24 protein-coding genes are annotated in these 23,784 nt (G+C 38.5%); 15 read left to right on the top strand and 9 right to left on the bottom strand.

The genetic code is table 11. The features are described 5' to 3' along the window. Positions 1-108 precede the first annotated feature (108 nt). The 5 genes from GO621_RS01895 to GO621_RS01875 all read right to left on the bottom strand — a co-directional run bounded on the left by GO621_RS01895 (position 109) and on the right by GO621_RS01875 (position 5,711). On the bottom strand, positions 109-1,020 hold the full coding sequence (locus GO621_RS01895) for a Fic family protein (RefSeq protein ID WP_157563595.1): 912 nt from the start codon (positions 1,018-1,020) through the stop codon (positions 109-111). A gap of 13 nt (positions 1,021-1,033) precedes the next feature. Next, positions 1,034-2,497 (bottom strand): TonB-dependent receptor, encoded by a 1,464-nt coding sequence (locus GO621_RS01890; RefSeq protein WP_157563592.1) that lies wholly within the window; start codon positions 2,495-2,497, stop codon positions 1,034-1,036. Between the two features lie 235 nt (positions 2,498-2,732). Next, positions 2,733-3,212 (bottom strand): gliding motility lipoprotein GldH, encoded by a 480-nt coding sequence (locus GO621_RS01885; protein ID WP_157563590.1) that lies wholly within the window; start codon positions 3,210-3,212, stop codon positions 2,733-2,735. Further along, complete coding sequence (locus GO621_RS01880) at positions 3,209-4,564, bottom strand: PSP1 domain-containing protein (protein ID WP_157563587.1); 1,356 nt, start codon at positions 4,562-4,564, stop codon at positions 3,209-3,211. Before GO621_RS01880 ends, GO621_RS01885 begins: the two co-directional genes overlap by 4 nt. Before the next feature lies 1 nt (position 4,565). Further along, entirely contained in the window at positions 4,566-5,711 is a 1,146-nt protein-coding gene (locus GO621_RS01875) for a DNA polymerase III subunit (protein WP_157563584.1), read from the bottom strand. A gap of 121 nt (positions 5,712-5,832) precedes the next feature. Between GO621_RS01875 and ruvX the strand changes: the two genes are divergently transcribed. The 12 genes from ruvX (at position 5,833) to GO621_RS19340 (ending at position 16,691) form a co-directional block, all read left to right on the top strand. Beyond that, on the top strand, positions 5,833-6,249 hold the full coding sequence (gene ruvX, locus GO621_RS01870) for a Holliday junction resolvase RuvX (RefSeq protein WP_157563581.1): 417 nt from the start codon (positions 5,833-5,835) through the stop codon (positions 6,247-6,249). Positions 6,250-6,314: 65 nt separating this feature from the next. Continuing rightward, positions 6,315-6,962, top strand: coding sequence for an O-methyltransferase (locus GO621_RS01865; RefSeq protein WP_157563578.1), 648 nt, complete (start codon positions 6,315-6,317; stop codon positions 6,960-6,962). Continuing rightward, entirely contained in the window at positions 6,959-7,429 is a 471-nt protein-coding gene (locus GO621_RS01860) for a glucosaminidase domain-containing protein (protein ID WP_157563575.1), read from the top strand. The genes GO621_RS01865 and GO621_RS01860 overlap by 4 nt, the downstream gene beginning before the upstream one ends. A 75-nt stretch (positions 7,430-7,504) precedes the next feature. Next, complete coding sequence (locus GO621_RS01855; protein WP_157563572.1) at positions 7,505-8,362, top strand: glucosaminidase domain-containing protein; 858 nt, start codon at positions 7,505-7,507, stop codon at positions 8,360-8,362. 61 nt (positions 8,363-8,423) lie between these two features. Then, the gene (locus GO621_RS01850) at positions 8,424-9,167 is read left to right on the top strand and encodes a peptidase associated/transthyretin-like domain-containing protein (protein ID WP_157563570.1); all 744 of its coding nucleotides are present in this window, start codon (positions 8,424-8,426) and stop codon (positions 9,165-9,167) included. Beyond that, positions 9,164-9,499 (top strand): hypothetical protein, encoded by a 336-nt coding sequence (locus GO621_RS01845; protein WP_157563568.1) that lies wholly within the window; start codon positions 9,164-9,166, stop codon positions 9,497-9,499. Before GO621_RS01850 ends, GO621_RS01845 begins: the two co-directional genes overlap by 4 nt. A 94-nt stretch (positions 9,500-9,593) precedes the next feature. After that, positions 9,594-10,637: a DUF3078 domain-containing protein gene (locus GO621_RS01840; protein WP_157563566.1), complete on the top strand. Its 1,044-nt coding sequence runs from the start codon at positions 9,594-9,596 to the stop codon at positions 10,635-10,637. Positions 10,638-10,817: 180 nt separating this feature from the next. Continuing rightward, positions 10,818-12,146: a signal recognition particle protein gene (gene ffh / locus GO621_RS01835; protein ID WP_157563564.1), complete on the top strand. Its 1,329-nt coding sequence runs from the start codon at positions 10,818-10,820 to the stop codon at positions 12,144-12,146. A gap of 621 nt (positions 12,147-12,767) precedes the next feature. Then, positions 12,768-13,928, top strand: a complete 1,161-nt coding sequence (locus tag GO621_RS01830; RefSeq protein WP_157563562.1) for a class I SAM-dependent methyltransferase — start codon at positions 12,768-12,770, stop codon at positions 13,926-13,928. Positions 13,929-14,329: 401 nt separating this feature from the next. Continuing rightward, complete coding sequence (locus GO621_RS01825; protein ID WP_317163366.1) at positions 14,330-15,868, top strand: YifB family Mg chelatase-like AAA ATPase; 1,539 nt, start codon at positions 14,330-14,332, stop codon at positions 15,866-15,868. A gap of 273 nt (positions 15,869-16,141) precedes the next feature. After that, positions 16,142-16,384: a hypothetical protein gene (locus GO621_RS01820; protein ID WP_157563560.1), complete on the top strand. Its 243-nt coding sequence runs from the start codon at positions 16,142-16,144 to the stop codon at positions 16,382-16,384. A 70-nt stretch (positions 16,385-16,454) separates the two neighbouring features. Further along, positions 16,455-16,691: a type II toxin-antitoxin system RelE/ParE family toxin gene (locus GO621_RS19340; RefSeq protein ID WP_394350177.1), complete on the top strand. Its 237-nt coding sequence runs from the start codon at positions 16,455-16,457 to the stop codon at positions 16,689-16,691. A gap of 72 nt (positions 16,692-16,763) precedes the next feature. On the opposite strand, the gene GO621_RS01810 is transcribed toward GO621_RS19340, so the two are convergent. Together GO621_RS01810 and GO621_RS01805 are read right to left on the bottom strand one after the other, a co-directional pair. Further along, complete coding sequence (locus GO621_RS01810) at positions 16,764-17,306, bottom strand: ORF6N domain-containing protein (RefSeq protein ID WP_157563558.1); 543 nt, start codon at positions 17,304-17,306, stop codon at positions 16,764-16,766. A gap of 211 nt (positions 17,307-17,517) precedes the next feature. Then, entirely contained in the window at positions 17,518-19,662 is a 2,145-nt protein-coding gene (locus GO621_RS01805; protein WP_157563556.1) for a biosynthetic peptidoglycan transglycosylase, read from the bottom strand. Between the two features lie 117 nt (positions 19,663-19,779). Here GO621_RS01805 and GO621_RS01800 point away from each other — a divergent pair, with 117 nt between their 5' ends. The 3 genes from GO621_RS01800 to GO621_RS01790 all read left to right on the top strand — a co-directional run bounded on the left by GO621_RS01800 (position 19,780) and on the right by GO621_RS01790 (position 21,948). Continuing rightward, positions 19,780-20,862 (top strand): Mrp/NBP35 family ATP-binding protein, encoded by a 1,083-nt coding sequence (locus tag GO621_RS01800; protein ID WP_157563553.1) that lies wholly within the window; start codon positions 19,780-19,782, stop codon positions 20,860-20,862. A 35-nt stretch (positions 20,863-20,897) separates the two neighbouring features. Next, positions 20,898-21,176: a NifU family protein gene (locus tag GO621_RS01795; RefSeq protein ID WP_157563550.1), complete on the top strand. Its 279-nt coding sequence runs from the start codon at positions 20,898-20,900 to the stop codon at positions 21,174-21,176. A gap of 130 nt (positions 21,177-21,306) precedes the next feature. Beyond that, positions 21,307-21,948 (top strand): peptidase associated/transthyretin-like domain-containing protein, encoded by a 642-nt coding sequence (locus tag GO621_RS01790; RefSeq protein WP_157563547.1) that lies wholly within the window; start codon positions 21,307-21,309, stop codon positions 21,946-21,948. Here the strand turns inward: GO621_RS01790 and def are convergent. Then, the gene (gene def / locus GO621_RS01785) at positions 21,945-22,514 is read right to left on the bottom strand and encodes a peptide deformylase (protein WP_157563544.1); all 570 of its coding nucleotides are present in this window, start codon (positions 22,512-22,514) and stop codon (positions 21,945-21,947) included. The genes GO621_RS01790 and def overlap by 4 nt on opposite strands. Before the next feature lie 19 nt (positions 22,515-22,533). Beyond that, on the bottom strand, positions 22,534-23,763 hold the full coding sequence (locus tag GO621_RS01780; protein ID WP_157563647.1) for a M16 family metallopeptidase: 1,230 nt from the start codon (positions 23,761-23,763) through the stop codon (positions 22,534-22,536). Between the last annotated feature and the right edge of the window lie 21 nt (positions 23,764-23,784).

Here is a 23,784-nt window from a genome sequence, read left to right as displayed (position 1 = left end):
AATTAGAAAAAAGACGTGGTGGCCTTCTTCTAATATACTGAATGCCAGTCTACTATACGAATAAATTTGCGTTTATTTTACTGATACACACTGCCTTATTAGTTTTTGTCATGTACTAAATTCTATTTTATTATTCAACTCCAACTTAAACAAAGCAATTTCCTTATCAATATCTTCCGGTTCATCAATATCTCTACCTTCAATTGCTTTGAGATATAAATTTAAAGAATTGGTTAAATAATCACCAATATATTCTATAAAAGGCCAGAAATTTCCGGTATCAGCCTGACTTAAATTAGCGTAATAATTTTGCCGGTCTTCCATTTTAATAACAACCGGAGGAAAACCATTTCGCATCAAAATCAGGTTCATCAAAATACGTGATAAACGGCCATTACCATCATCAAAAGGATGTATCGCAACAAATTTATAATGAAATAAAGCAGCTAAAATTAAAGGATGAATTTCTTTATTCTGACTGGCTTCTTTGTACCAATCCATCAATTCCTGCATTTTTGCAGGTGTTTCTTCAGGAGAAGCATAATAATGAGTTTCGCCTGTAACTGTTTTTACATGGTTTGGTTGTGTTTTATATTTACCTAAAGTAATCCGCTTTTTTGTAGAGATTCCTTCAGCAGTTTGAGCAGGAGAATCATAAGGTTCTACCAGAATCCTTTCATGCAAAGCACGAATATCAGATTCAGTAAAATCACGTTCATCTTTCACGATAGAAAGCAGGAAAAGGATTGCTTCGTTATGTCCACGAATGTCTAAATGATCTTTTAAAGATTTGCCTTTTGCCGTAATTCCGGTCATTAAAAAAGCAACCGTTTCGCCGTAATTTAAACGGTTTCCTTCTATAGCGTTAGAATGATAATTCCATTCCAGACGCAGTTTCTGCATTACTTTATCTTCAATTTCTTGCGGTAAGGGGCGTGACTGGTCTATTTGGTTTTTGAGGGAATCAATTCTTTCTGTCAGTTCTGTTTTGCTGAATTCAACTTCTAATCTCAAATCCATTTTTATATTTTTACTAATTATTATTCAAAGAAACTTCTTGGTTTGGAAGCATATTTTCGCCTTTATAACCAAACAAACACCGCTCTTTTATAACCTTGGCCACCTCGGCAGGCACATATTCTTCCCAGCCTGGCGCGCTTTGTTTAATAAGCTGTAAAACATTATCGGTTTGTACATGCAGGTTGTTTTCATTATAATCCCGGATGTCTTCTATTTTATCGTTCACGATCAAATATTCAAACAAATCTACCAAATGCGCAGGCGGAGAAAATTTTCTGACATTCTGAATAACGCCATCGCTAAAAGTAGGGTAAATAAACAGTTTTACTTTCCGGCTGAATAAGGTAGCAAATGATTCTAAAATACCTCCGGGAAGGTTGATATAATGCTCTTCAGAAAAAATATATTCCAGGTTAGGATAACCTAAAACTACGCCTATTTTAAGTTTAGTGATCTTGGAGAGATAAGCCGCCAGCTTATAATATTCGTGGAAATTAGAAATTAATACCGTTTGGCCGAGCGAACAAAGGATATCTACACGGTCAAGAAAATCCTTTTCATCTATTTCGGCATCCGGGTCGGCATTTCTTTCTTTTAGCGCTTGTAAAGTAAGTTCTGTTATCACCACAACTTTAGATGTATCTACATCCGGCTCTTTCATAAACTGTTCTACGCCACGGGTAAGCATATCCAAGTGTACGTTGATCAGTGGCCTGAAACGTCCTCGCATTACCACAATATGCTTTTTATATAAAATTTCCGATGGTTGAATATTTCTACCATCGGAACCAAAAAGAGCTGCATCAGAAAACCCGTATTTTACCAGGTGCAAGCTCATCAGCCGGTTATCTACTTTACTAAAACCCGGGCCTTCAAAACTGATCATGTCTATCTGAATGCGGTCTTTCGATAAATCGTCCATCAAAGACATTAAAAAAATAGAAGGTGTTTCGTGGTAATAAAAACAGGCATACATCAGGTTTACGCCTAAAATACCTACGGCCTGCTGCTGTAATATGGCATCGTTGTCCAGTAGTTTTACATGGATGATAACATCGTGCGAAGCGCCTTTTGGCTCCAACTGGAAACGTACGCCCATCCAGCCATGGCCTTCGTTTGTTTTATGATAATTTAAAGCAGAAAAGGTTCCTGCAAAAGCAAAAAAAGTGGTTGTATCGCCGCGTTGTTCGGCCAGGCGTTCCAATAATAGTTCGTATTCGTGGTCCAGCATCGACTTTAAACGCTGCTCGCTTACGTAACGCTTTACTTTCTGTGCGCCGTAAATGGCATCAGAAAAAGTCATGTCGTAAGCAGACATGGTTTTGGCTATTGTTCCTGCAGCAGCCCCTGCTTTAAAAAAATGGGCGGCTACATCCTGTCCGGCGCCAATTTCTGCAAAGGAACCATAAATGCCGGAATCAAGATTAATAGCAAGTGCTTTTTGCTTGGTTCCAATATCTTTATTATGAATGTTCATGGTACAACAAGTTATTAGGTCTTGCCCTTTATCGCTCTGTTTAATATCACTACGTAAGCGAAACGACAAAGGTAACTACTATTTAGACTTGTCTCAGCAGTAAAGATATTAAAGGCAATACTGTTTTTACCGGTAAAAAATTAAGATGCAGAGTTTCCAGGTGAAAAAGCAGGAAAATAGAAGTTAATACTAATGATTTACCTAAGATTTAAGAAACAGCTATTTTTTAATGGGTTTACTTCGCCCTTTCAACTCTTAAACCCACATCTGCAACTTCCTTTAAAGGATTATCACGCATATTTTGCTCAATAATAAAAGAATAAGTTCCTTTAATCGGAAAACGAAAATTAGTTTGTAAAGGCAAGCGGTAACTGTACAAATTGCCAGAACCGTTGCCCAGCCATTCACCATCCGGATTGGCTAATTTAAATTCGTAACGAATGATTTTAGTTTGATGATCGGGACTAATTTGATGGACTAAAATAAAAATATTGGAATACTTATAATCAGCCGAATGGCGCAGGTTAAAATAAATATTATAAGGAACAGAAATATCCTCAATTTTAACATCCGTTTTGATTTTGTTGATGTACGGCCAGTTATGGTTACTAATTTCGGTACTCTGATCGATTAAAGTCCCCGGCTCGTTACAAGCCTGGAGCATAAAAAAAAGGCCGATAAAAACAGTTGCTAAAAAGAGCTTTACCCTGATCATTCTGCTTTGTTATTGTTTTGCTGATTAGGATTATTTTGATTGTTCGGGTTACGGTTTGGCCGGTTCCGGCGATGATGCCGGCGGTTCGGGTTTCCTTCACGAACGGCTCCTTCTGCCGGGCGTTCCGGATTATTTGGCTGTACTGTTTTAACCTGTACAGTTTGCACAACTACTTTTGTAACTTGTACTATTGGTTTTTGTCCGGCTTCGGCAACTGGTTTTGGCTTATTCCGGTTATTTTTTTTACGTTGGTTAGCGGCACGGTCATCCAAACGGGTCAGACTATCCTGTCCTACAACATTTTCATAATCAAATGCTTTAACTGTTGTTGCAGTTTCTGCGGCTTTGCTTTCACCTAAATCAGCAACCAATTCGCCGCTTTTGTTAAGCGCCTGTATTTCCCGTACCTGTTTGATAGGTACCGGAACCCAGTTTTCTTCCTTTGGATAGCTAAACCACATCAGCTTTTTAAAAATATCCGTTTTTTGTAAACGTGCATCGCCTTTTTCTGTACGCAGAATATGTACATCATCCGGAATATCTTTTAAAGCATCCATATAACTGTCCAGCTCATAGTTTAAACAGCATTTTAACTTACCGCACTGCCCGGCTAATTTCAACGTGTTTAAAGAAAGGTTTTGATAACGTGCCGCAGCTGTAGAAACTGTTTTAAAATCAGTTAACCAGGTAGAACAGCACAGTTCTCTTCCGCAGGACCCAATTCCGCCTAAACGGCTTGCTTCCTGGCGCATGCCGATTTGACGCATTTCAATGCGGATCCGGAAAGATTCGGCCATTTTCTTAATTAGCTCCCTGAAATCAACCCGTCCTTCTGCCGTATAATAAAAAGTAGCTTTGGTTTTATCGCCCTGATAATCCACATCGCTTATCTTCATCGAAAGGTTCAGGTCCAAAGCCAGTTTCCGTGCTTTGTGCATGGTTTCCCACTCCTGCTCTTTTGCAGCTTTCCATTTTTCCACATCCGCAGGTGTTGCCTTTCGGAAGATCTTTTTGGTTACGTCTGCTTCTTTTACATGCTTTTTTACAAGCTGCATGCGCACCAGTTCGCCGGTGATAGAAACGTGGCCCACATCAAAACCGCCGGTTGTGGTTTCGGTAACAACCAGTTCGCCGTTTTCTAAGTAAATGTTATCTATATTGAGGTAAAAATCTTTGCGTGATCCTTTAAATTTTACTTCTATTATTTGAAAAGGTTTATAATTAGAAGGCATATCCATGTTGGAAAGCCAATCGTAAACATCTAATTTGCTGCAACCGTTTGTAAGGCAAGCGCCGTTACTTTTGCAGCCAGCAGGCGCACATCCGCCTGATGAACAGCTTCCACATCCCATGTTAATACAATATATGTTGAGTCCCTTGCGGGAACGTTTTAAATTTTAAAATTTTAATTAATTGCAAAGATACGTCTAAAAATAAGATTCTCGGATTGGCATTCCGTTCCACATGATAATGCGCTTTATCCAGCTCATCTGCAATTACTTCCACCATGGCTATGGTTAAAACTTTGGCAGCCATATTTTGCGCTACGATCAATTCTTTTTCTGGCAGATGGACCAGGCTTCCCGCACCGGAAATCAGCATACCGCATTCGCGGATGAAGCACATGCCGTATTGCAAAAAATTCTTCTGGTTTTCTCGCCCCAGCTTGGCTAATTGTTCTGTAAAATCGATCAGTTTTAAACCATCATTGGTAAAACACAAACGAAGCCAGCGTGTAAAAAGATCGTGATAACTGCTGTCATCACTGTTAATCCTGTGTAAAGCAGCAGTCAGGTTTCCATTGCTGAGGTAAGCAATTTGTTCTGCTGCATGTTCTGTTTGATGATGTTGCTCCAGATATTCCTGCACATCTGCATCTTTTAATGGCGGAATTTTGACTAATTGCGTTCTGGAAAGTATTGTATTTAAAATATCGTCCTGCGATTCGGCAACTAATAAAAAAAGCGTTTTCTGCGCCGGTTCTTCAATAATTTTTAAAAGCGTGTTCCCTTCTTTATCCAGATATTCCGGCAGCCACATGATCAGGATTTTGTATTCTGATTCAAATGGCTTAAAACTTAGTTTCCGGATAATCTGATGGCATTCTGCAATGTTGATGTTTGCCTGTTTGTTTTCAGCCTCCAAATACGTCCGCCATTCATCCAGGTTCAAATATGGATTATGCAGAAACGCTTTTCGCCACTGATCAATAAAAGTAAGCGCTGTATTATCTTTATGCTTGGCAAAAAACGGATACGAAAAATGCAGGTCCGGGTGCACTAATTTCTGATACTTTCGGCAGGAAGAACATTCTCCGCAGGAATCGTAATCCGACTTGTTTTCGCAGGAAATATATTGGGCATAAGCAACAGCTAAAGCCAAACTGCCCGAGCCTTCCGGACCTAAAAAAAGTTGTGCATGGCTTACCCGGTTTTCTTTTACCGTTGTTAGCAGCCTTTGCTTGATGTTTTCCTGTCCGATGATTTCTTTAAACTGCATCGTTGCAAATTAAGAATAAGAATTGAAATTGTAGTTTGGAAAGTTTTACAGATGATATATTTGATGCGAGCGTTACAATACAGTTTGATGCCAGCACCAATTTTTACCCGATAAAAGAAGTATGCCCCGAATTATAGCTTTTGATTACGGCACCAAACGCATCGGTATTGCCGTAACCGACCCTTTACAAATTATTGCTACCGGACTGGAAACGGTCCACCCAAAAGATATTGTAGAATACCTGAAAAAATACCTGGTAAAAGAAGCAGTAGAAAAATTTATTGTAGGCGAACCCAAGCAAATGGACGGAACGCCTTCGCAATCGGCGCCAATGATAAAAGGTTTTGTAACAATTTTAAAAAAGAATTTCCCTTTAATTCCAGTGGAGATGATGGACGAGCGTTTTACTTCTAAAATGGCTTCGGCAGTAATTGCGCAAAGCGGAATGAAAAAAATTGACCGGCAGGATAAATCCCGCATTGATACCATTTCTGCAATAATTATTTTACAATCTTACCTGGAGAAAAATAGCCGGTAAAAGAAGCATCTGGCTAAAAAAACAGACAGCCTGACTACTTTTTTAAATTTTAATATCTTTGCAGGATGGAACTACCAGATGGCTTGCTTCAAACTTACCTGGAAAACCATTGCGAACCAGAACCACCGGTTTTGCAAAAAATAGCGCACGAAACGCATCTGAAAGTACTGCGGCCTCACATGATTTCCGGCCATTATCAGGGAAGATTATTAAGTTTTTTCAGCAAATTATTGCAGCCTAAAGCCATTTTAGAGATTGGTACTTTTACCGGTTATGCTACGATTTGTTTGGCAGAAGGATTAGCAGAAAATGGCGAAATCGATACGATAGAAGTGAACCCTGAATTAGAGGAAATGTTGAAAACTAACTTTTCCACATCCGGTTTTGTGGATAAAATTAACCTTTATATAGGCGAAGCTTTTAATATTTTTCCCTTATTATCGCATAAAATATATGATATTGCATTTATTGATGCTGATAAACGCAATAATTATAAATATTATGAGTTAATACTCGATAATATCCGGCCTGGTGGATTAATATTGGTTGATAATATTTTACGAAAAGGAAAAATATTAGATAACAAACATCAGGAGAACGATATACGTTTACTCCGGGAATTTAATGACAAAATAACTGTGGATGCACGGGTAGAAAATCTGATCCTGCCGATAAGGGACGGACTGATGATCATCCGAAAAAAACAATTATGAAGAAAGCAATATTGCCTTTACTCCTATTGATCAGCTTTTTTGCAAAAGCTCAAAACACCTCACAATCATATATCGAGAAGTACAAAGATGCTGCCATAAGTATCATGCACGACTATGGAATTCCGGCAAGCGTAACATTAGCCATTGCAATGCACGAATCTGCAAGTGGAAACAGTGCGTTAGCCCGGAAATCAAATAATCAGTTTGGCATGAAAGGGAGGCATTCTTACAAAACATACGATTCTGTGCTGGCATCTTTTGAGGATTTTGCCCGGATGATGACCCAAAGAAAGCAGTTTAGCCATCTGGCAGATAAATTCGATTCTTTCGATTATAAAGGCTGGGCAAAAGGCATCCAGCGCGGCGGTTATGCCAGCAGCAGCAAATGGTCTTCGCAAGTACTTTCACTCATTAAAAAATTCAGTTTAAACAGTTTAGATGAAAAACCCGGTCCCGACGATCAGTAATCTTTTTTAATTGTAATTTTCTGTTGCTATCCTAATTACGAAACAAATTATATTTGTGGTCGTAATACTTCTTTTATGTATAAAAAATGGGCTTTCTTTCTGGCTATAATTGTATTAGCTTCTTGTAGCACTAAGAAAACGGGGATTACTGCCCACCAGGCTTCCCGCAATAATAAAGAAGTACAAAAGCTTAATAAAGATGCGATATCGCATTACACTACTTTTGGTGATGTTAACCAGTACATAGACCGTTTTCGCGGGATTGCTATCCAGGAGATGAATACTTATGGCATTCCGGCCAGTATTACTTTGGCACAAGGACTGATCGAATCTGGAAACGGCAATGGCGAACTGGCCGTTGTGGCCAATAATCATTTTGGTATTAAATGTACTTCCGACTGGAAAGGAAAATCCTATTACAAAAACGATGATAAGATCAATGATTGTTTCCGGGTTTACGATAATCCCGAAAGTTCTTTTCGCGATCATTCAGAATTTTTAAAAAGAAAACGTTACGCACCCTTATTTGAACTGGATAAAAACGATTACGAAGGCTGGGCTTATGGTTTAAAAGCTGCCGGTTATGCTACTAATCCGGCTTATCCGCAGATGATCATCAACCTGATCAAAAAATACAACCTCGATCAGTACGATATGAGTGAAACGGACTATCAGAAAATTAAGCGTGAAGACCGTGTTTTAAGCCAGATCAATAAAAACATTGGTAAACAAACCCGTGATTCTTTGCGCTATACTGCACCTGCAAAACTGCCTGTTGTTCCGGTTGGAGGTAAAATGTACCAGGTTAAACAAGGCGATACTTTGTTTAACGTTTCTAAGCGTTTTGGTTTAAGTGTGGATGAATTGAAAGCAATGAATACCATGGGCGATGATAATATTAAAATTGGCCAGCAATTAATAATAGCCCATTAACGTGTTAATTATTGTTAAGGCTACGCAAAATCTCGTTTTCTAAAAGTAGTTTTGTGGTATAATGCTGAAATATTCTCTATGGTTTCTATGCTTTTTATTATTGTTTGGAAAGGTGCATGCACAGGAAAAGCAAATCCAGGGAATAGTTTTTGATCAAAGCACGAAAGAACGGGTTGCACGTGTATTTTTAACTAATGTTCGTACAAAAGCAAACACGTACAACAATATCAAAGGCGAGTTTACAATTACCGTGAAGGTAAATGATTTGCTTGTTTTTACTAAATCAGGTTACTTTAACGATACTGTAAAAATTACCGCTTTCCAATCTGTTCCGGTTTATTTAAAGCGTTCCAGCATTGCTTTGCGCGAAGTAACCATAAAAGATACTGTTTTAAGTGCCGAAAAACAATTAGAAGCAACTAAACGCGAGTTTAATAAAGCTTATGGCGCGCTTGCAAATAAAGATTTATTAACTGTTGGCAGTAACGGTGCCGGAATTGGTATTGATGCCATATACAATATGCTAAGCAGAAGCGGCCGTAATGCAACTAAACTTCGTGAAATTATTCAGCGCGATTACCGGGCCAAAGTGGTTGATGCCCGCTTTAACCCCATTATTGTTGGTGCAATAACGGGCTTAAAAGGAGACCAGCTTAGTAATTTTATGTACCGTTACCGCCCGGATTATAATTTGGTTTTGATTATGAACGATTACGATTTTATTACCTATATCAAATCCTGTTATAACCGGTTCCGCCGCAATCCTTCCGCTTATTTCTTACCTCCGTTACAACCTTTAAAATGAAGTGGCGTTACCCGGTTTTAGTCGTTCCTTCTCTTCCGGCAAACGGAATGGCATTATTTCCCTTCATCCTGGTAAAGCTCGAAAAATCGCGGTTTGATGAAGCAATGGTTCGGCACGAAATTATCCATCTCCGGCAGCAAATAGAGTTGCTGGTCCTGCCCTTTTACTTCTTTTACCTCATCAATTATTTATACAACCGGTTAATTTATAAAGATCACTTTGAAGCTTATATGAATATTGTTTTTGAGCGGGAAGCTTATGCAAATGATGCTTTTCCAGATTATTTAAAGCGGAGAAAATTGTTTTCGTGGGCGAAGTATTTTAAAAACTAATTAATGAATTGCCCTTAAAATGAATATTTCTTCTGAAAAAAATCATTTTTGCTTTTCTTTGTACACTATGCATAAGCTTCCGGCTTTTCTTTTCATGCTTCTTTTACCACTGCTTTTTATAAATAAAACGCTTGCACAGAAAAGGGATTCTATTAAAAGGGATACTGTTAGAACGGATACCATCAGGACCGATACCGTTAAAACGGACACGGTCAAAATCGATACTAACCTGCTAAACCGTTTCCGGATAGAACCTGGCAGGAATATTTTGCCGGTACACTTGCAGCCTTTAAGCCTTCGCCCGGAATTTATCCCGGTACCCGGATTAGACTACAAGGTAAGTTACTGGCGCAAAAACATCATTTTCGGCCTTAACATTAACCAATCTGCTTTTAGTAATAACTGGAGCTCGGGCGGGATCAGTTCTATCGCCGTAGGCTCTAATTTCGATTATAAAACCGAGTACAACAAGGAAGGTAAAGACTTTATTTCAGAACTAATCATGCAGTACGGAAAGGTTAAAAACCGCGGCCAGGTGGAACGTAAAACCAACGACCGGATTTTTTGGGACAATAAAGTTTCTATCAATTTTTCCAAACATTGGGATTTTTACGGCTCGCTCAGTTTTGAATCTCAGTTTGATGAAGGTTTTACGTACTCCAGTGACCCAACAGTAGCGCCTGTTCTTATTTCAAGGTTTATGGCCCCGGGTTATCTCACAGAATCTATCGGATTTGAGTATAAGCCTGCCCCTTATTTTACCGCAAGGTTTGGTACCGGAACAGCCCGGCAAACATTTGTGTTAGATGATGCTGTTTATCACGGCGATACCGTTGCTTATGGTGTTCGTTTAGGTAATCATGTGCTTAACCAGCTTGCTTTTCAGGTTGTTTCTAACATCGATAAAGACATTGCCAAAAACATGAATTTGAAAGCACGTTATCTGATATTCATTCCTTACGACACGCCTTTTAAAATGACACACCGTTTGGATGCAACTTTAACTGCAAAAATTAACCGGCTGTTTAATGTAACGCTAAACGGAACCTTACTTTACGATCCGAATACTTCCGTCAGGCTTCAGGCTTATCAAAGTTTAGCATTAGGCGTTACCTATAAATTTCCTTCCTGGAGATAGATGATTAATCTCAATTTTTACCCGGTAAAAGAAGCATCGTTAAAGGTGAAGGGTGGAAAGGTTAAAGGCGGAAAGGTTAAAGCTGAAAATAAAATCATATTAATCCATCTTTCCGCCTTTAACCTTTTACCTTTCTGCCAATAATCTTAAATTCGCCTTGTAATAAAATGATTTTAAAAAATGTTTGATAATCTTTCGGATAAACTCGACCGCGCATTCAAGGTTTTAAAAGGACAAGGTTCGATCACGGAAATTAACGTGGCCGAAACCATGAAAGAAATCCGTAAAGCTTTGCTCGATGCCGACGTAAACTATAAAACAGCCAAAGCTTTTACCGACGAAGTAAAGCAAAAAGCTTTAGGCGAGAATGTGCTTACGTCTATTTCTCCCGGTCAGTTGCTCACCAAGATCATGAGCGATGAGCTCACGAAACTGATGGGCGGAACTACTGCCGAACTTACTTTCCCGGCAACGCCAACCATCATTTTAATTGCCGGGTTAAATGGTGCAGGTAAAACTACTTTTTCTGGTAAACTGGCCCTTTTCCTTAAAACACAAAAAGGTAAAAAGCCACTTTTGGTTGCAGATGATGTTTATCGTCCGGCTGCAATTGAGCAATTAAAGGTTTTGGGCGGGCAGATCGGCATTCCGGTTTATGCAAACCTCGAATCAAAAGATCCGGTTGCAATTGCTTTGGAAGGTTTAGCTCAGGCAAAACAAAACGGAAACAACGTTTTAATTATCGATACTGCTGGCCGCTTAGCCATTGATGAAGCCATGATGGTGGAAATTGAGCAGGTAAAAAAAGCATTAAACCCACACGAAATTCTGTTTGTAGTGGATGCCATGACCGGTCAGGATGCGGTTAATACAGCAAAAGTATTTAATGATCGTTTAGATTTTACCGGAGCAGTTTTAACCAAATTAGATGGTGATACACGCGGCGGTGCTGCTTTGTCGATCAAATCTGTTGTAAACAAACCAATCAAATTTATTGGGACCGGCGAAAAAATGGAAGCGCTGGATGTTTTCCACCCAGACCGGATGTCGTCACGTATTTTAGGAATGGGTGATGTAATTTCTTTGGTTGAACGCGCGCAACAGCAGTTTGACGAGAAAGAAGCAGCCGAACTGCAAAAGAAAATCCGCAAAAATAAATTCGACTTTAACGACTTTTTCGGCCAGATCCAGCAGATCAAGAAAATGGGCAACATGAAAGACCTGATGGGCATGATCCCGGGCGTTGGAAAAGCGATGAAAGATATTGATATCCAGGATGATGCTTTTAAATCGATAGAAGCCATCATCCAATCCATGACACCGAAAGAAAAAGAAAACCCGGATATCATTAACCAAAGCCGCCGCATGCGAATTGCAAAAGGTTCTGGTAATGATCTGGCAGAAGTGAACCGTTTAATCAAGCAATTTGATGATATGCGGAAGATGATGAAGCAGTTTAGCAACCCGGCGCAAATGGCCAAAATGATGCGCAATATGCCAAAAATGTAACTGAAAAATTTCAGGGATGATTTTGAGGGCCTGTTTAAATTTCTTATTAAGAAAATGCTAATGCTTCTTTTATGCCAGTAAATTTTGTTTTAGCATTAGCCAACAATAAAAAGGATGAAGATTTTGTAATTTTTTAGCTGATAAAAGAAGCATCTAAAATAGATTGAATAAATTTTAACAGGCTCTAAATGTATAATGCTTTTATATTTCGTTTGCAGATAGCAGTTTTCATGATGGAATAGTGGTAATAAGTTTTTGAGGAGCATATTGCATCCCAATAAACATATTCGTCCTGAAACTTCTGCAAAGTATACTTTTGAAAGCCTGTCTTTTTCTTCCCGTTTTTTTCCATTTTAACGCTCTGCAGCGAGAGACATTCGGCATTTTTGTTTAATATCGCAATTAACAAAATCCTGAAACATTCGCTGCTGGTTTTATAACAGCATACTTTTTAAAGCACAACCCTTTTCTGACAGCTTATCATATTTTTTGTTTAGCCTGCGTGTTTAGTTAGTTTTTTTAAAAGTTAATCAAAATAATTACTTTTAAAGTTATAATTAGAAAGAGGGCCCGTTACTCTTAAACCTGGATTATAACCTTATCACTAATTAAACCAAGTAGATGCAACAGAAATATTTACGTTTAATTGGTCTCATTGAAAAGCAGTACAATTCATTAGCTGAGAAAGGGACTAAAATACCTTTCGGATTACGCACAGATAATGGGCTTTTACATATTTTTGGAGGCAAAGAACCTGCTTTTACAATTACGCTGAAGGATGAGCAAGCCGTTAAAGCATTAAGCACGCTCGACCAGAATGCAATTGTTAGTGCTTACATTGATGGCAGGATAGATATTGATGGCAGCCTTATGAGCGTTATGGGATTAAGAAATCTCTATTCCGATAACAGAGGCGTACGTTTTCTCTGGCGATTTATCCAGCCATTTCTTTTCGGCCAGGTAAAGAGTGATAAAAAGTGGATCGCCAATCATTACGACACCGACGAGGAGTTTTTTCTTCTTTTTTTAGATCGAAGGCACAGAGCTTATTCGCAGGCTGTTTATTTAAATGATAATGAAACGCTTGAAGATGCTGAAACACATAAGTTTGATTTTGTATTAGAAGCTGTAAAGGCAAAGCCGGGAGATCGTGTACTCGACATCGGCAGCGGTTGGGGATCTTTTGTTGAATATGCAGGTAAAAAAGGGATACAAGTTACATCGCTTACTATTTCGCAGCGCTCCCAGGCGTTTGTACAAAAATTAATTGAGCGCGAAAACCTTCCATGCCAAGTATTGCTTGAACACTTTTTTGAACATCATCCTAACGAGAAATACGATGCAATTGTTAACTGCGGAGTTACAGAACATTTACCCAACTATCCAGAAACATTAAAACACTATGAAAAGCTGCTAAAACCCGGTGGATATATTTATTTGGACGCAAGCGCCGAAAGGGTTAAACATGCACAAGGAACATTTATAGAACGTTATGTTTTTGAAGGAAACGGATCGCTTCTTTGTTTGCACGAGTACTTAACAGAAGTTGCAAAAAGCCCTTTTGAAGTTATAGGCGTTTGGAACGACAGGCATAATTATTACCTCACTACAAAAGAATGGGCAGAAAGGCTGGACCATAACCGGGAAGATATTGAGCGAAGATGGGGAAAGAAACATTACCGGATTTTTCAGTTGTACTTGTGGGGAAGCGCAGAAGGCTTTAATTCCGGATTGCTTGACGCTTATCGGATAGTGCTTAAACTGTTAACACCCAATTCCTAAGTTTTAAGAATTTTCATAATTTCTGTTATACTTCTTTTATCACCTAAAAAATTTACTCGATTTTCAATAATTTAAGTTTTAAGCAATTAAAGAAGCATTGCAGGAAATTTATACCGTTAAAAGAAGCATGGGTTTATTTAATGGGAGTAATTGAAATTGCCGTCGCTATCGGTTTGCTGGTTCCTTCTTTAAGAACAACAACTTCATAGCTGCTGATTTTATCTGTAAATATTCATTCAGCAGTAAAACATATTGATTTGAAAAAGCAATTGATCAAGGAAAGGGAATCAGATATTTTATTTTAGAATCTATTTAAAACACTTTTTCCAACTATAATTCTTCTTAAAATTGTTATTATTTAATTTTTAGTTAATTTCAGGAAATTTATCAACCTATTTCCTGTGCTTGTAAAAACTTTTGGTAGTGCTGTTTATGGTATCGAAGCTACAACGATAACTGTTGAAGTAAATATTACAGGCGGCACCAAATATTATGTAGTTGGCCTGCCGGACAATGCCATTAAAGAAAGTTATTTCCGTGTAAAATCAGCCTTAAAAAACTGCAATTACCACATGCCCAAACAGCAGGTGGTTGTAAACATGGCGCCTGCTGATATCCGCAAAGAAGGTTCTTCTTATGATTTAACCATTGCTGTTGGTGTTTTAGCCGCTTCCGGGCAAATAGTCCCAGACGAATTGGAGAAATACCTCATCATGGGAGAACTTTCCTTAGATGGCGGATTACAGCCTATCCGGGGCGCTTTACCAATTGCTATACAAGCACGAAAAGAAGGTTATAAAGGCTTTATCCTGCCTAAACAAAATGCACGGGAAGCAGCCATTGTAGATAATTTAGCGGTTTTTGGAGTGAATTCGATCACGCAAGTAGTAGATTTTTTAAACGGAGAAAAGCCATTGGAAGAAGAAGTGGTAAATACCCGGGATGAATTTTACCGCAGCATCAGTTTATACGATGCTGATTTTTCGGATGTAAAAGGACAGGAAAACATCAAACGTTCGCTGGAAATTGCTGCTGCCGGCGGTCATAATCTTATTTTGATTGGTCCGCCCGGAGCCGGAAAAACGATGCTGGCTAAACGTTTGCCCTCTATTTTGCCGCCTTTAAGTTTGTCTGAAGCTTTGGAAACTACGAAGATTCATTCGGTTGCCGGTAAACTGGCTGCTGCAGATGCATTGGTTTCTGTTCGTCCGTTCCGCTCGCCGCATCATACGGTTTCTGATGTGGCGCTGGTTGGCGGCGGCGGAAATCCGCAGCCTGGAGAAATTTCTTTAGCGCACAACGGCGTTTTGTTTTTAGATGAACTGCCCGAATTTAAGCGAACAGTTTTAGAAGTGATGCGGCAGCCGTTAGAAGAACGAAAAGTAACTATCTCAAGGGCTAAAATGAGCGTGGATTATCCTTCCAGTTTTATGCTCGTGGCTTCTATGAATCCTTGCCCCTGCGGTTATTACAATCATCCCGACCGGGAATGTGTTTGCGGGCCAGGAATCGTACAAAAATATTTAAGCAAAATTTCGGGTCCTTTATTAGATCGGATTGATTTGCATGTAGAAGTAACACCGGTTAATTTTTCAGAACTATCTTCAGAAAGAATCTCAGAAAAAAGTGAAGTTATCCGCGAACGCGTAATCAAAGCAAGAGAAATCCAGCAAAAAAGATTTATAGAAAAACCGGATTTGCACTGTAACGCGCAAATGGAATCTAAAATGGTGCGGCAAGTTTGCAAGATTAGCGAAGCCGGACAAATCCTCTTGAAAAAAGCAATGGAGAAATTAGGTTTAAGCGCCAGAGCTTACGACAGGATTTTAAAGGTTGCCCGAACCATTGCAGATCTGGCCGGAACAGAAGATATTCAGATTGAACATTTAGCGGAAGCAATACAGTTTAGAAGTTTGGACCGGGAAGGCTGGGCGGGATAAAGAAAGTACAAGATTTAGTGATAAAAGAAGCATATAAATTTTGTACGTTTGAATCTAAAGTTGTATCTATTTATAAATCCTTTATCCGTTATTTTTTCTGCTAACAGTTTAGAGAATCTGAAAAACTACCACACTTGGGAATTTTGGAGCATGCGTTTATCTGTTCTTTGTTTTGCTTTTGTGTCCTACATCATTTGGATGAATATTTCGAGAAAGTTTAAGCATCAGAATTAAGTTCGTTATAAGAAAATAAACCATTTTAAACCTCAAAACATGAATTTAGAAGCCCGCAAAATATTATTTGTACAAGAATTTCTTAAACTTCAAAACGAGGAAATTATTGGCGGTTTGGAAAAATTTCTTCGCAAACAAAAAGCGGAGTTATTAGAAAATGATTTAAGGCCAATGAGTATGGAACAACTTAACAAAGAAATTGATCAATCATTAAACGATGTAGAAGATGGACTTGTTATGGAAGCCAAAACGCTTAAAAATAAAGTTGGGGAATGGAAATGATTATTTATTGGACGCAATTTGCAGAAGATAAATCGGAAGACATTTTTATTTACCATAATTTAAAGCAGGAATTAGGACTGCCAAAAATTTAGTAAACGGGATTATTGATGCAACAATTAATTTAGAACAAAACCCTTATATCGGGCAGGTTGAGGATTTATTGTCGGAAAGGATTCAGGAGTTTCGTTACTTGGTATTTAAAAATTACAAAATTATATATTGGGTTGATAACACAAATAAAAAGGTCTTTATTTCAAACATCTTTGACACCAGACAAAATCCAGATAAAATTAAAATAACGCTTTAAAGTATATCAAAAAGCTTGAATCGCGAAGGTTGGGTTGAATAAGTTAAAGAAAAATTAGTGGTAAAAGAAGTATCACAATAAATCATCAGACTTAAATCCGATTCGTTTACGTGGATTTTCTATCTCTTTTTTAACTGTTAATCCATCCAGGTATTTAAAAATCGCATTGATATTCTTGCCGTGAGTGCTTAGTTGCTTTTTTATTTCTTCTATTTCGATGCTTAGTTTAGCACCATCCGTTAATACTTGCCTGATTCGTGTAAATATACGTACTACCTGGATATTTACCTGAATAGCTTTTGAGCTATTTAATACACTTGATAGCATTAGTACGCCATGTTCAGTAAAAACATAAGGCAAAGTTCTGCGTCCGCCATAACTTGAAATCACAACTTGTGATTTCAAGTTTTCCCATTCCACCTTATCAAGCTGAAACATAAAATCTTCTGGAAAACGCTCTTTATTTCTGTTCACAGCCTGGTTTAATACTCTGGTTTCTACAGCATAAAGTTCCGCTAAATCACTATCCATCATTACTTTTTGATTCCTCAAAAAATAAATTTTGCTTTCTAAAACCTGGTCAGAAATAGAAGTAACGCTTTTTTTATCGGGCATTTTTATTGCTTTAACAGGCACAATATCACAAATAAATCTGGTAAAATATCGGTACGAAAACGATGTTTGGAGATTGAAGAAGAAAGAGTATGAGTTTGTGGAGACAGGAGCAACTTCAATAGATCATTTGCCTAAAACAAAAAACCGCATTATATTATATCGATAAAAGAAGCATCAACTCAAATAACAATGCTTCTTTTACCACCTAAAATTACATCAACCCCCTATCGTGCAGTTCTTTTTGTTTTTCCTTTTCGCGCCGGCGTAGTTCGCGTTTTTCTATGCGGATTTCTTTCGGGGTTTTTCCGGCTGTATCAACCTTTTTTTCGATGGCTTTTTCTACGGTAGAATCTTTCTTGCCAAATAAGCGCTGAAAGAAGTTAAGATGCTGCAAAGCCCCTACGCCTTCATCACCATCCTGATTTAAACTGTCAGCAGCAGTAGTATCAACAGGTGCCATTTTAGGCCGCAAAGCTTCTCTTAGCCTTACCGTATAAAAACCATAAGCAGATGAATCCGAAGGCGTATAACCTTTAGAAGCCATTAAACGGCCAATCAGGTTAAAATAACCGTGCAAATAAGGTTTTAAACTGCCGTCCGGTTCAAAAGAATACAAGCCTGATTTTGGTTTTGGAACGATGCTGGCCAGGTAAATACTTTCACCAATAGTGAGATCGGCCGGAGATTTACCGAAATAATAACGGGAAGCTTCGCCAATCCCATAAATATTCCGGCCCCATTCAATAATATTGAAATACACTTCCAGCATCCGGTTTTTGGTACTGATGTTGTTGTTTTCAATGATCCACACGATGAGCGTTTCCTCAATTTTTCGGGCAAGCGTTTTTTGTCGGCTTAAAAAAACGTTTTTAACTAACTGCATAGAAATGGTGCTTCCGCCCCGTTTAAACTGCTTTTCTTTAAAATCAGTAGCGATAGATTTGCGGATAGATTCTTCTACAAAGCCATGATGCCGATAAAAAGAAGGGTCTTCTGCAGTCATCACTGCATTTCGCAAATTAGGGGAAATCTGATTTAAAGGCGTAAAATTAGGGTTAGCAGGGCCAACAATTCGCGGAGGCATTGGCTTACCGTTTTCGTAAGGCGTGTAAACAAAAACCTGATTAAGTTTAGTCAAATCTGTTTGTCCGTATTGCAGCACTTTAAAGTTCTCTTTTTCCAACCAAGAATCAAATTGAACATTATCGGCATCTTTTGTATTGAGATAAAACTTCAGGCCATATTTCAATTTTCCGGAAACTTTAATTCCGGCTAATGATTCAAATAAGCCGCCTGGAAAAGAGTTAAACAGCGATTGTGCATCCAGCCACTCGGTATGCAGTTTCAGCTCATAAATTTTTGTAGGTTTGAGCGTGATCTTGATGAAAGGGTTAGCCGAAATATTTTTAAGGTGGATAACGGACGAACTATCGACAGAAACATAATTTTCGCCTATAAAAACATTGGCATCAATTGAAGCGCTTGGAACTACAATATCATTGGAAGCAATTTTAGGATGGTTGATCAGCAGGTTTTTAACAAAGCAGGAGCTGTAAATCTGCGTTTCATCTCCGTTTTGTTCTTCTTTTTTCAGCTCGGTACCAATGGTATCAAAGTTAAGTTTTAATCCGTATTTCTTCTCAATAAAAGGTAATTCTACTTTTTTTCCGTCTGCATAAAGCTGTAAGGCAACGTTCTTTTTGGCTGTATTTACGTTGCCGGCAATGTGCCAGGTAGCATAACCGTTATTAACCAGAATGGTAGAATAAAGCCTGCCACGTTCAATCGTAGCTTTTGGTATTTGCAGGTTTAATTTGTTACTGTCGTCACGAAAAGCAATGTCAAAATTGGTTAAGTTAAGATCATCCGGAATTTTATACAAAAATTGGGTCATTAAGTTATGCGCAAAATCGGCCAGGTTTGCCCCGGCTTTTTTAGATGTGCTGTCTTTTTGCTTTTTAAACAAAAACTCGTAATTGCGTACTCCTTTTATGCTGGTTAAATTAAGTTTGCCATCTTCCATAATAATGGTAGAAAGCTTAACATTACCAATCAGCAATGGCCATACCTTTACACTTACCTGAAAATGGTTAATATGTAACAAGCTATCTCTGTTAAAAGGAACGATGGTAATATCTTTCAGGTTAACGGTAGTAAGCCCGGTAAAGCTGGCAGAGCCTATTTTTACATCTAAATTATACTGGCTTTGGGCTTTTAATTTAGCTTTGCTAATAGCTGTTTCAAGTAGAAACTGCCGTTTTGAATAAGCAATTAAACCGGATATTAGCAGAAGTATCAGTAGGGAAACGAAAACAATCAGACCGATTTTAAGATATTTACGGTTTTTTGGGCGCATCAGTAAATTTTGGCTAAAACTAAAAAATCTTTTCCGCTGCCAAATGTTCTCCGACAGGATATTTTTAACAAAACGATTGATTGTCTGTTTTAAACATGTCGCAAACCAAAAAAATAAATGAGTATTACACGGGAACAAGTATTAAAAGCATTAAGTTATGTAGAAGATCCGGATTTGAAAAAAGACCTGGTTACCTTAAACATGATCGAAGATGTAGCAATTGAAGGAAACCGTGTGAGTTTTTCTGTAGTTCTTACTACGCCTGCCTGTCCGCTAAAAAGCATGATTGAAAATGCCTGCCGTAATGCCATTTTACATTTTGTAAGCAAAGACGTAGAATTGCATATCAACATGACTTCCCGTGTAACTACACCTAAAAACGTTGGTGTTCCGGGCGTAAAAAATATTATTGCAGTTGCTTCTGGAAAAGGTGGCGTTGGCAAATCTACAGTTGCTGTTAACCTGGCGCTTGGATTAGCTAAAACAGGCGCAAAAGTTGGATTAATTGATGCTGATATTTACGGGCCATCTATTCCGATTATGTTTGGTTTGGAATGCGCAAGGCCAAAAGCATCAGAAGTTAATGGAAAAACCAGGATAGAACCAATTGAAAAATTTGGTATTAAACTCCTTTCTATTGGTTTTTTTACTGATCCTAACCAGCCTGTTCCATGGCGCGGGCCAATGGTTTCTACAGCAGTAAAACAGCTTTTTAACGATGCAGACTGGGGCGAACTGGATTATCTGGTTGTTGACCTTCCGCCAGGGACCGGCGATATTCATATCACTTTAACCCAAACTTTTCCGGTTGCCGGCGCTGTTATTGTTACCACGCCGCAAAACGTAGCTTTGGCTGATGCAAAAAAAGGCATTGGTATGTTTATGATGAATGCTATTAACGTGCCCCTGCTGGGTATTATAGAAAACATGGCTTATTTTACGCCTGCTGAACTGCCTCAAAATAAGTATTATATTTTTGGAAAAGGTGGCGGACAAAAGCTTTCAGCAGAACTTAATATTCCGTTTTTAGGGGAAATTCCGCTGGTAAAAAGCATTAGCGATTCCGGAGATGCAGGTGTACCGGTTATTCTGCAAGAAGGAAACCCAATGGCGGCTGCTTTTTTTGATATGGCAGAACGTGTGGCACAGCAGGTTGCAATCCGAAATGCAAAATCAACAGATACGGTTGGAGTTAGATAAAATGATTATTTTTACTGGATAAAAGAAGCATTGCAATGAATTTAACAGAACAGGTGGAAGAAGCATTAAACACCATCAGGCCATTTTTAGATGCCGATGGCGGTAATGTTTCGATAGAAGAAATTACTGCGGAAGGAGTAGTAAAATTACGGTTGCTCGGCTCCTGCGGCTCTTGCCCGATGAGTATTATGACGATGAAAGCCGGAATAGAACAGGCAATTATGCGGGCTGTTCCGCAAGTTAGCGCAGTAGAAGCGGTAAATTTAACGGACATTGATGATCCGCATGCTGTACTGCCGCAAAACCTACAGTAAAATTAATGTTAACTATTGTTAAATAGGATTTTGAACCAGCAGCAGCCAAAAAATTATTGCTTCTTTTGTGCCTGTTTTTTTAGTATTGGTTTGAAATATCACGCTTTATTTTCGAGGGATTAATGATATCATGAAAAAGCTGCTTTTAGCTTTAGGTTTACTAATTTCTTTTTCTGCTTTTGCACAAAAAGCAGAACGGCAGTTGGTGCAATTTACCGGTATCATTATCAATGCTGATAGTAATAGGGTTGTTCCTTATACCAATTTAACCAATATTTCCTATAAAAATCAGGTCGTTTCCTCTAATTACGAAGGCTATTTTTCATTTGTAGTACATGAGAAAGATAGTATCCGTGTTTCTTCTGTTGGCTATCTTACGCAAACTATCGTTATTCCAGAAAATATAACAAACAAAAGCTATGTCTTAAAAATTAAACTGCGGGCAGAAGCTATTAATCTGCCGCAGGTACGCGTTTTTCCATGGGCAAGTACCGATGAGTTTAAAAGAGATTTTCTGGCTGTAAAATTTGCCGATGATGACCTGGCTATAGCAGCTAAAAACCTGAATAAAGGATCGGTTATAGCAATGTCCCGGACCTTGCCTTATGATGGCCAGACGAATCAGATCATGAATTTGCAAACTATGCATAATAACCTGATGTACACAGGTTCGGGGCCTACCAATCCGCTACTTAACCCAATTGCCTGGGGAAGTTTGATCAGGCAGATTATCCGTGGCGATAAAAGCCGCCAAAGTGATGACAGTAATTAACGGCCTTTTTTAACTGCCGGAAATTTCATTTTATATTCTGCCTTTACAATTCCTTTGGAAATATCATTCAGTTTTTTCTGTATCAGCCTTTTACGTAAAGGACTTAAATGATCGGTAAAAAGTTTACCGTCCGTATGGTCGTATTCATGCTGGATAACACGTGCAGCCAATCCTTTAAAGCTGTCTTCGTGATGTACCCAGTTTTCATCGTAATAGGAAATCCTGATATTACTGTTGCGGTAAATATCTTCCCGAATATCCGGAATACTTAAACAGCCTTCGTTAAACGGCCATTCTTCTCCGCTTTCTTCTACAATATGTGCGTTAATAAATACTTTTTTAAAATTTTTAAGTTCAGGTTCATCCTCATCAAAAGGTGTTGCATCAACCACAAACAAACGGATTGACTGGCCAACCTGAGGCGCTGCCAAACCAACGCCGCGTGCAGCATACATGGTTTCGTACATATCTGCAATTAATTCTTTCAGGTTTGGGAAAGCAGGTTCAATATCTTTTGCAACCCGTTTTAATATCGGATCGCCATAAGCAACAATAGGTAATTTCATTACAGCAAAAATAAGGGTTTTAATTTTCCGGCTCAAATATTAAAGTAAGCATACCATTCGGATTAAAAATTTCATTGCTGATAGTTAATAATTCTTCGGCTGTAACCGCATTTATTTTTGCAAAAACTTCTTCCAACGTATCTACCCGGCCAAAATCCATTAAACTTTTTGCCATCGATAAAATCAGGCCCAAACGGTTTTCTTCTGCCAAAGCAATCTGTCCGATAAATTTTTGTTTTGCCTGATGTACCTGAACCGTTCCTAATTTTTTGTCCCGGAGTTTTTGTAATTCTTTATAGACCAATTTCATCGCTTTTTCTGCTTTTTCTGCATCAGTTCCAAAATAAACAGAAAATATACCGCTGTCTGTTAAAGGCGAATAATTGGATTCTACGGTATAAGCAATGCCATGCTTTTCCCGGATCTCCAGGTTTAAACGCGAGCTCATCCCATTTCCGCCTAATAGGTTATTTAGTAAAAGCAGCGCTGTTTTTTTAGTGCTAAAAGAAGCATAAGCGTTGCTTCCTAAAACGCAATGCGTTTGCGAGATCTGTTTTGGTAAACGGATCAGTTCTCCCGCTGCATTTTGTGGTTTAATCCGGTTTTTAGATTGGTTGTTTTCCGGCACTTGTCCGAAATAACGTTCTGCCAGTTTGATAACCTTGTTAAAGTCATAATTTCCGGTTACCGCAAAAACAGCTTCATGTGTATTATAATTTTGTGTGATAAAAGAAGCAATGTCAGCCCGTGTTAAAGCGCTTACAGAAGCCGGAGTGCCCAAAATATTGCGGCCTAAAGCATGGGTTTTAAACAACATATCTTCAAAATCATCCTGGATGGCTTCTTCCGGCTGATCTTGATAAGAAGCAATTTCATCCAGGATCACACCTTTTTCTTTCTCCATATCTTCTTCCGGGAAAGTAGAATGAAAGAAAATATCTTCCATCAGATCCATCGCCCGCTCCAAATATTCCTTCAAAAAAGAAGCATGGATGCAGGTATATTCTTTGGTGGTATAAGCGTTTAAATCGGCGCCAACAACTTCCAAACGGTTTAAAATCTGGTTCGTATTTCTTCTTTCCGTTGCTTTAAACAATAAATGTTCTATAAAATGGGCTAATCCGTCTTTTCCTGGCGCTTCATCGCGCGAACCGGCATTAATCATTAAACAGCAATGTGCAATAGTAGAATTTGAAGGATAGTATAAAATCCGGATGCCGTTTGGCAACTGGTGCGTTTGGTATATCATCATAAATCACGACAAAGATAA

Source organism: Mucilaginibacter arboris (assembly GCF_009754915.1).
GTDB lineage: Bacteria > Bacteroidota > Bacteroidia > Sphingobacteriales > Sphingobacteriaceae > Mucilaginibacter_A > Mucilaginibacter_A arboris.
The sequence above is the reverse complement of the archived record's forward strand: the minus strand, read 5'-3'. Positions and strand labels throughout refer to the sequence as shown.

What these genes read in the sequence shown, in the direction of transcription:
- GO621_RS01805 (WP_157563556.1), bottom strand. Translation starts at nt 19,662, where the DNA reads ATGCGCCCAAAAAACCGTAAATATCTTAAAATCGGTCTGATTGTTTTC.
- GO621_RS01795 (WP_157563550.1), top strand. Translation starts at nt 20,898, where the DNA reads ATGAATTTAACAGAACAGGTGGAAGAAGCATTAAACACCATCAGGCCA.
- GO621_RS01865 (WP_157563578.1), top strand. Translation starts at nt 6,315, where the DNA reads ATGGAACTACCAGATGGCTTGCTTCAAACTTACCTGGAAAACCATTGC.
- GO621_RS01880 (WP_157563587.1), bottom strand. Translation starts at nt 4,564, where the DNA reads ATGGGATGTGGAAGCTGTTCATCAGGCGGATGTGCGCCTGCTGGCTGC.
- GO621_RS01810 (WP_157563558.1), bottom strand. Translation starts at nt 17,306, where the DNA reads ATGCCCGATAAAAAAAGCGTTACTTCTATTTCTGACCAGGTTTTAGAA.
- GO621_RS01820 (WP_157563560.1), top strand. Translation starts at nt 16,142, where the DNA reads ATGAATTTAGAAGCCCGCAAAATATTATTTGTACAAGAATTTCTTAAA.
- GO621_RS01790 (WP_157563547.1), top strand. Translation starts at nt 21,307, where the DNA reads ATGAAAAAGCTGCTTTTAGCTTTAGGTTTACTAATTTCTTTTTCTGCT.
- GO621_RS01800 (WP_157563553.1), top strand. Translation starts at nt 19,780, where the DNA reads ATGAGTATTACACGGGAACAAGTATTAAAAGCATTAAGTTATGTAGAA.
- GO621_RS01780 (WP_157563647.1), bottom strand. Translation starts at nt 23,763, where the DNA reads ATGATATACCAAACGCACCAGTTGCCAAACGGCATCCGGATTTTATAC.
- GO621_RS01860 (WP_157563575.1), top strand. Translation starts at nt 6,959, where the DNA reads ATGAAGAAAGCAATATTGCCTTTACTCCTATTGATCAGCTTTTTTGCA.
- GO621_RS01890 (WP_157563592.1), bottom strand. Translation starts at nt 2,497, where the DNA reads ATGAACATTCATAATAAAGATATTGGAACCAAGCAAAAAGCACTTGCT.
- GO621_RS01845 (WP_157563568.1), top strand. Translation starts at nt 9,164, where the DNA reads ATGAAGTGGCGTTACCCGGTTTTAGTCGTTCCTTCTCTTCCGGCAAAC.
- GO621_RS01840 (WP_157563566.1), top strand. Translation starts at nt 9,594, where the DNA reads ATGCTTCTTTTACCACTGCTTTTTATAAATAAAACGCTTGCACAGAAA.
- GO621_RS01830 (WP_157563562.1), top strand. Translation starts at nt 12,768, where the DNA reads ATGCAACAGAAATATTTACGTTTAATTGGTCTCATTGAAAAGCAGTAC.
- GO621_RS01850 (WP_157563570.1), top strand. Translation starts at nt 8,424, where the DNA reads ATGCTGAAATATTCTCTATGGTTTCTATGCTTTTTATTATTGTTTGGA.
- GO621_RS01895 (WP_157563595.1), bottom strand. Translation starts at nt 1,020, where the DNA reads ATGGATTTGAGATTAGAAGTTGAATTCAGCAAAACAGAACTGACAGAA.
- ffh (WP_157563564.1), top strand. Translation starts at nt 10,818, where the DNA reads ATGTTTGATAATCTTTCGGATAAACTCGACCGCGCATTCAAGGTTTTA.
- GO621_RS01855 (WP_157563572.1), top strand. Translation starts at nt 7,505, where the DNA reads ATGTATAAAAAATGGGCTTTCTTTCTGGCTATAATTGTATTAGCTTCT.
- GO621_RS01875 (WP_157563584.1), bottom strand. Translation starts at nt 5,711, where the DNA reads ATGCAGTTTAAAGAAATCATCGGACAGGAAAACATCAAGCAAAGGCTG.
- GO621_RS01885 (WP_157563590.1), bottom strand. Translation starts at nt 3,212, where the DNA reads ATGATCAGGGTAAAGCTCTTTTTAGCAACTGTTTTTATCGGCCTTTTT.
- def (WP_157563544.1), bottom strand. Translation starts at nt 22,514, where the DNA reads ATGAAATTACCTATTGTTGCTTATGGCGATCCGATATTAAAACGGGTT.
- ruvX (WP_157563581.1), top strand. Translation starts at nt 5,833, where the DNA reads ATGCCCCGAATTATAGCTTTTGATTACGGCACCAAACGCATCGGTATT.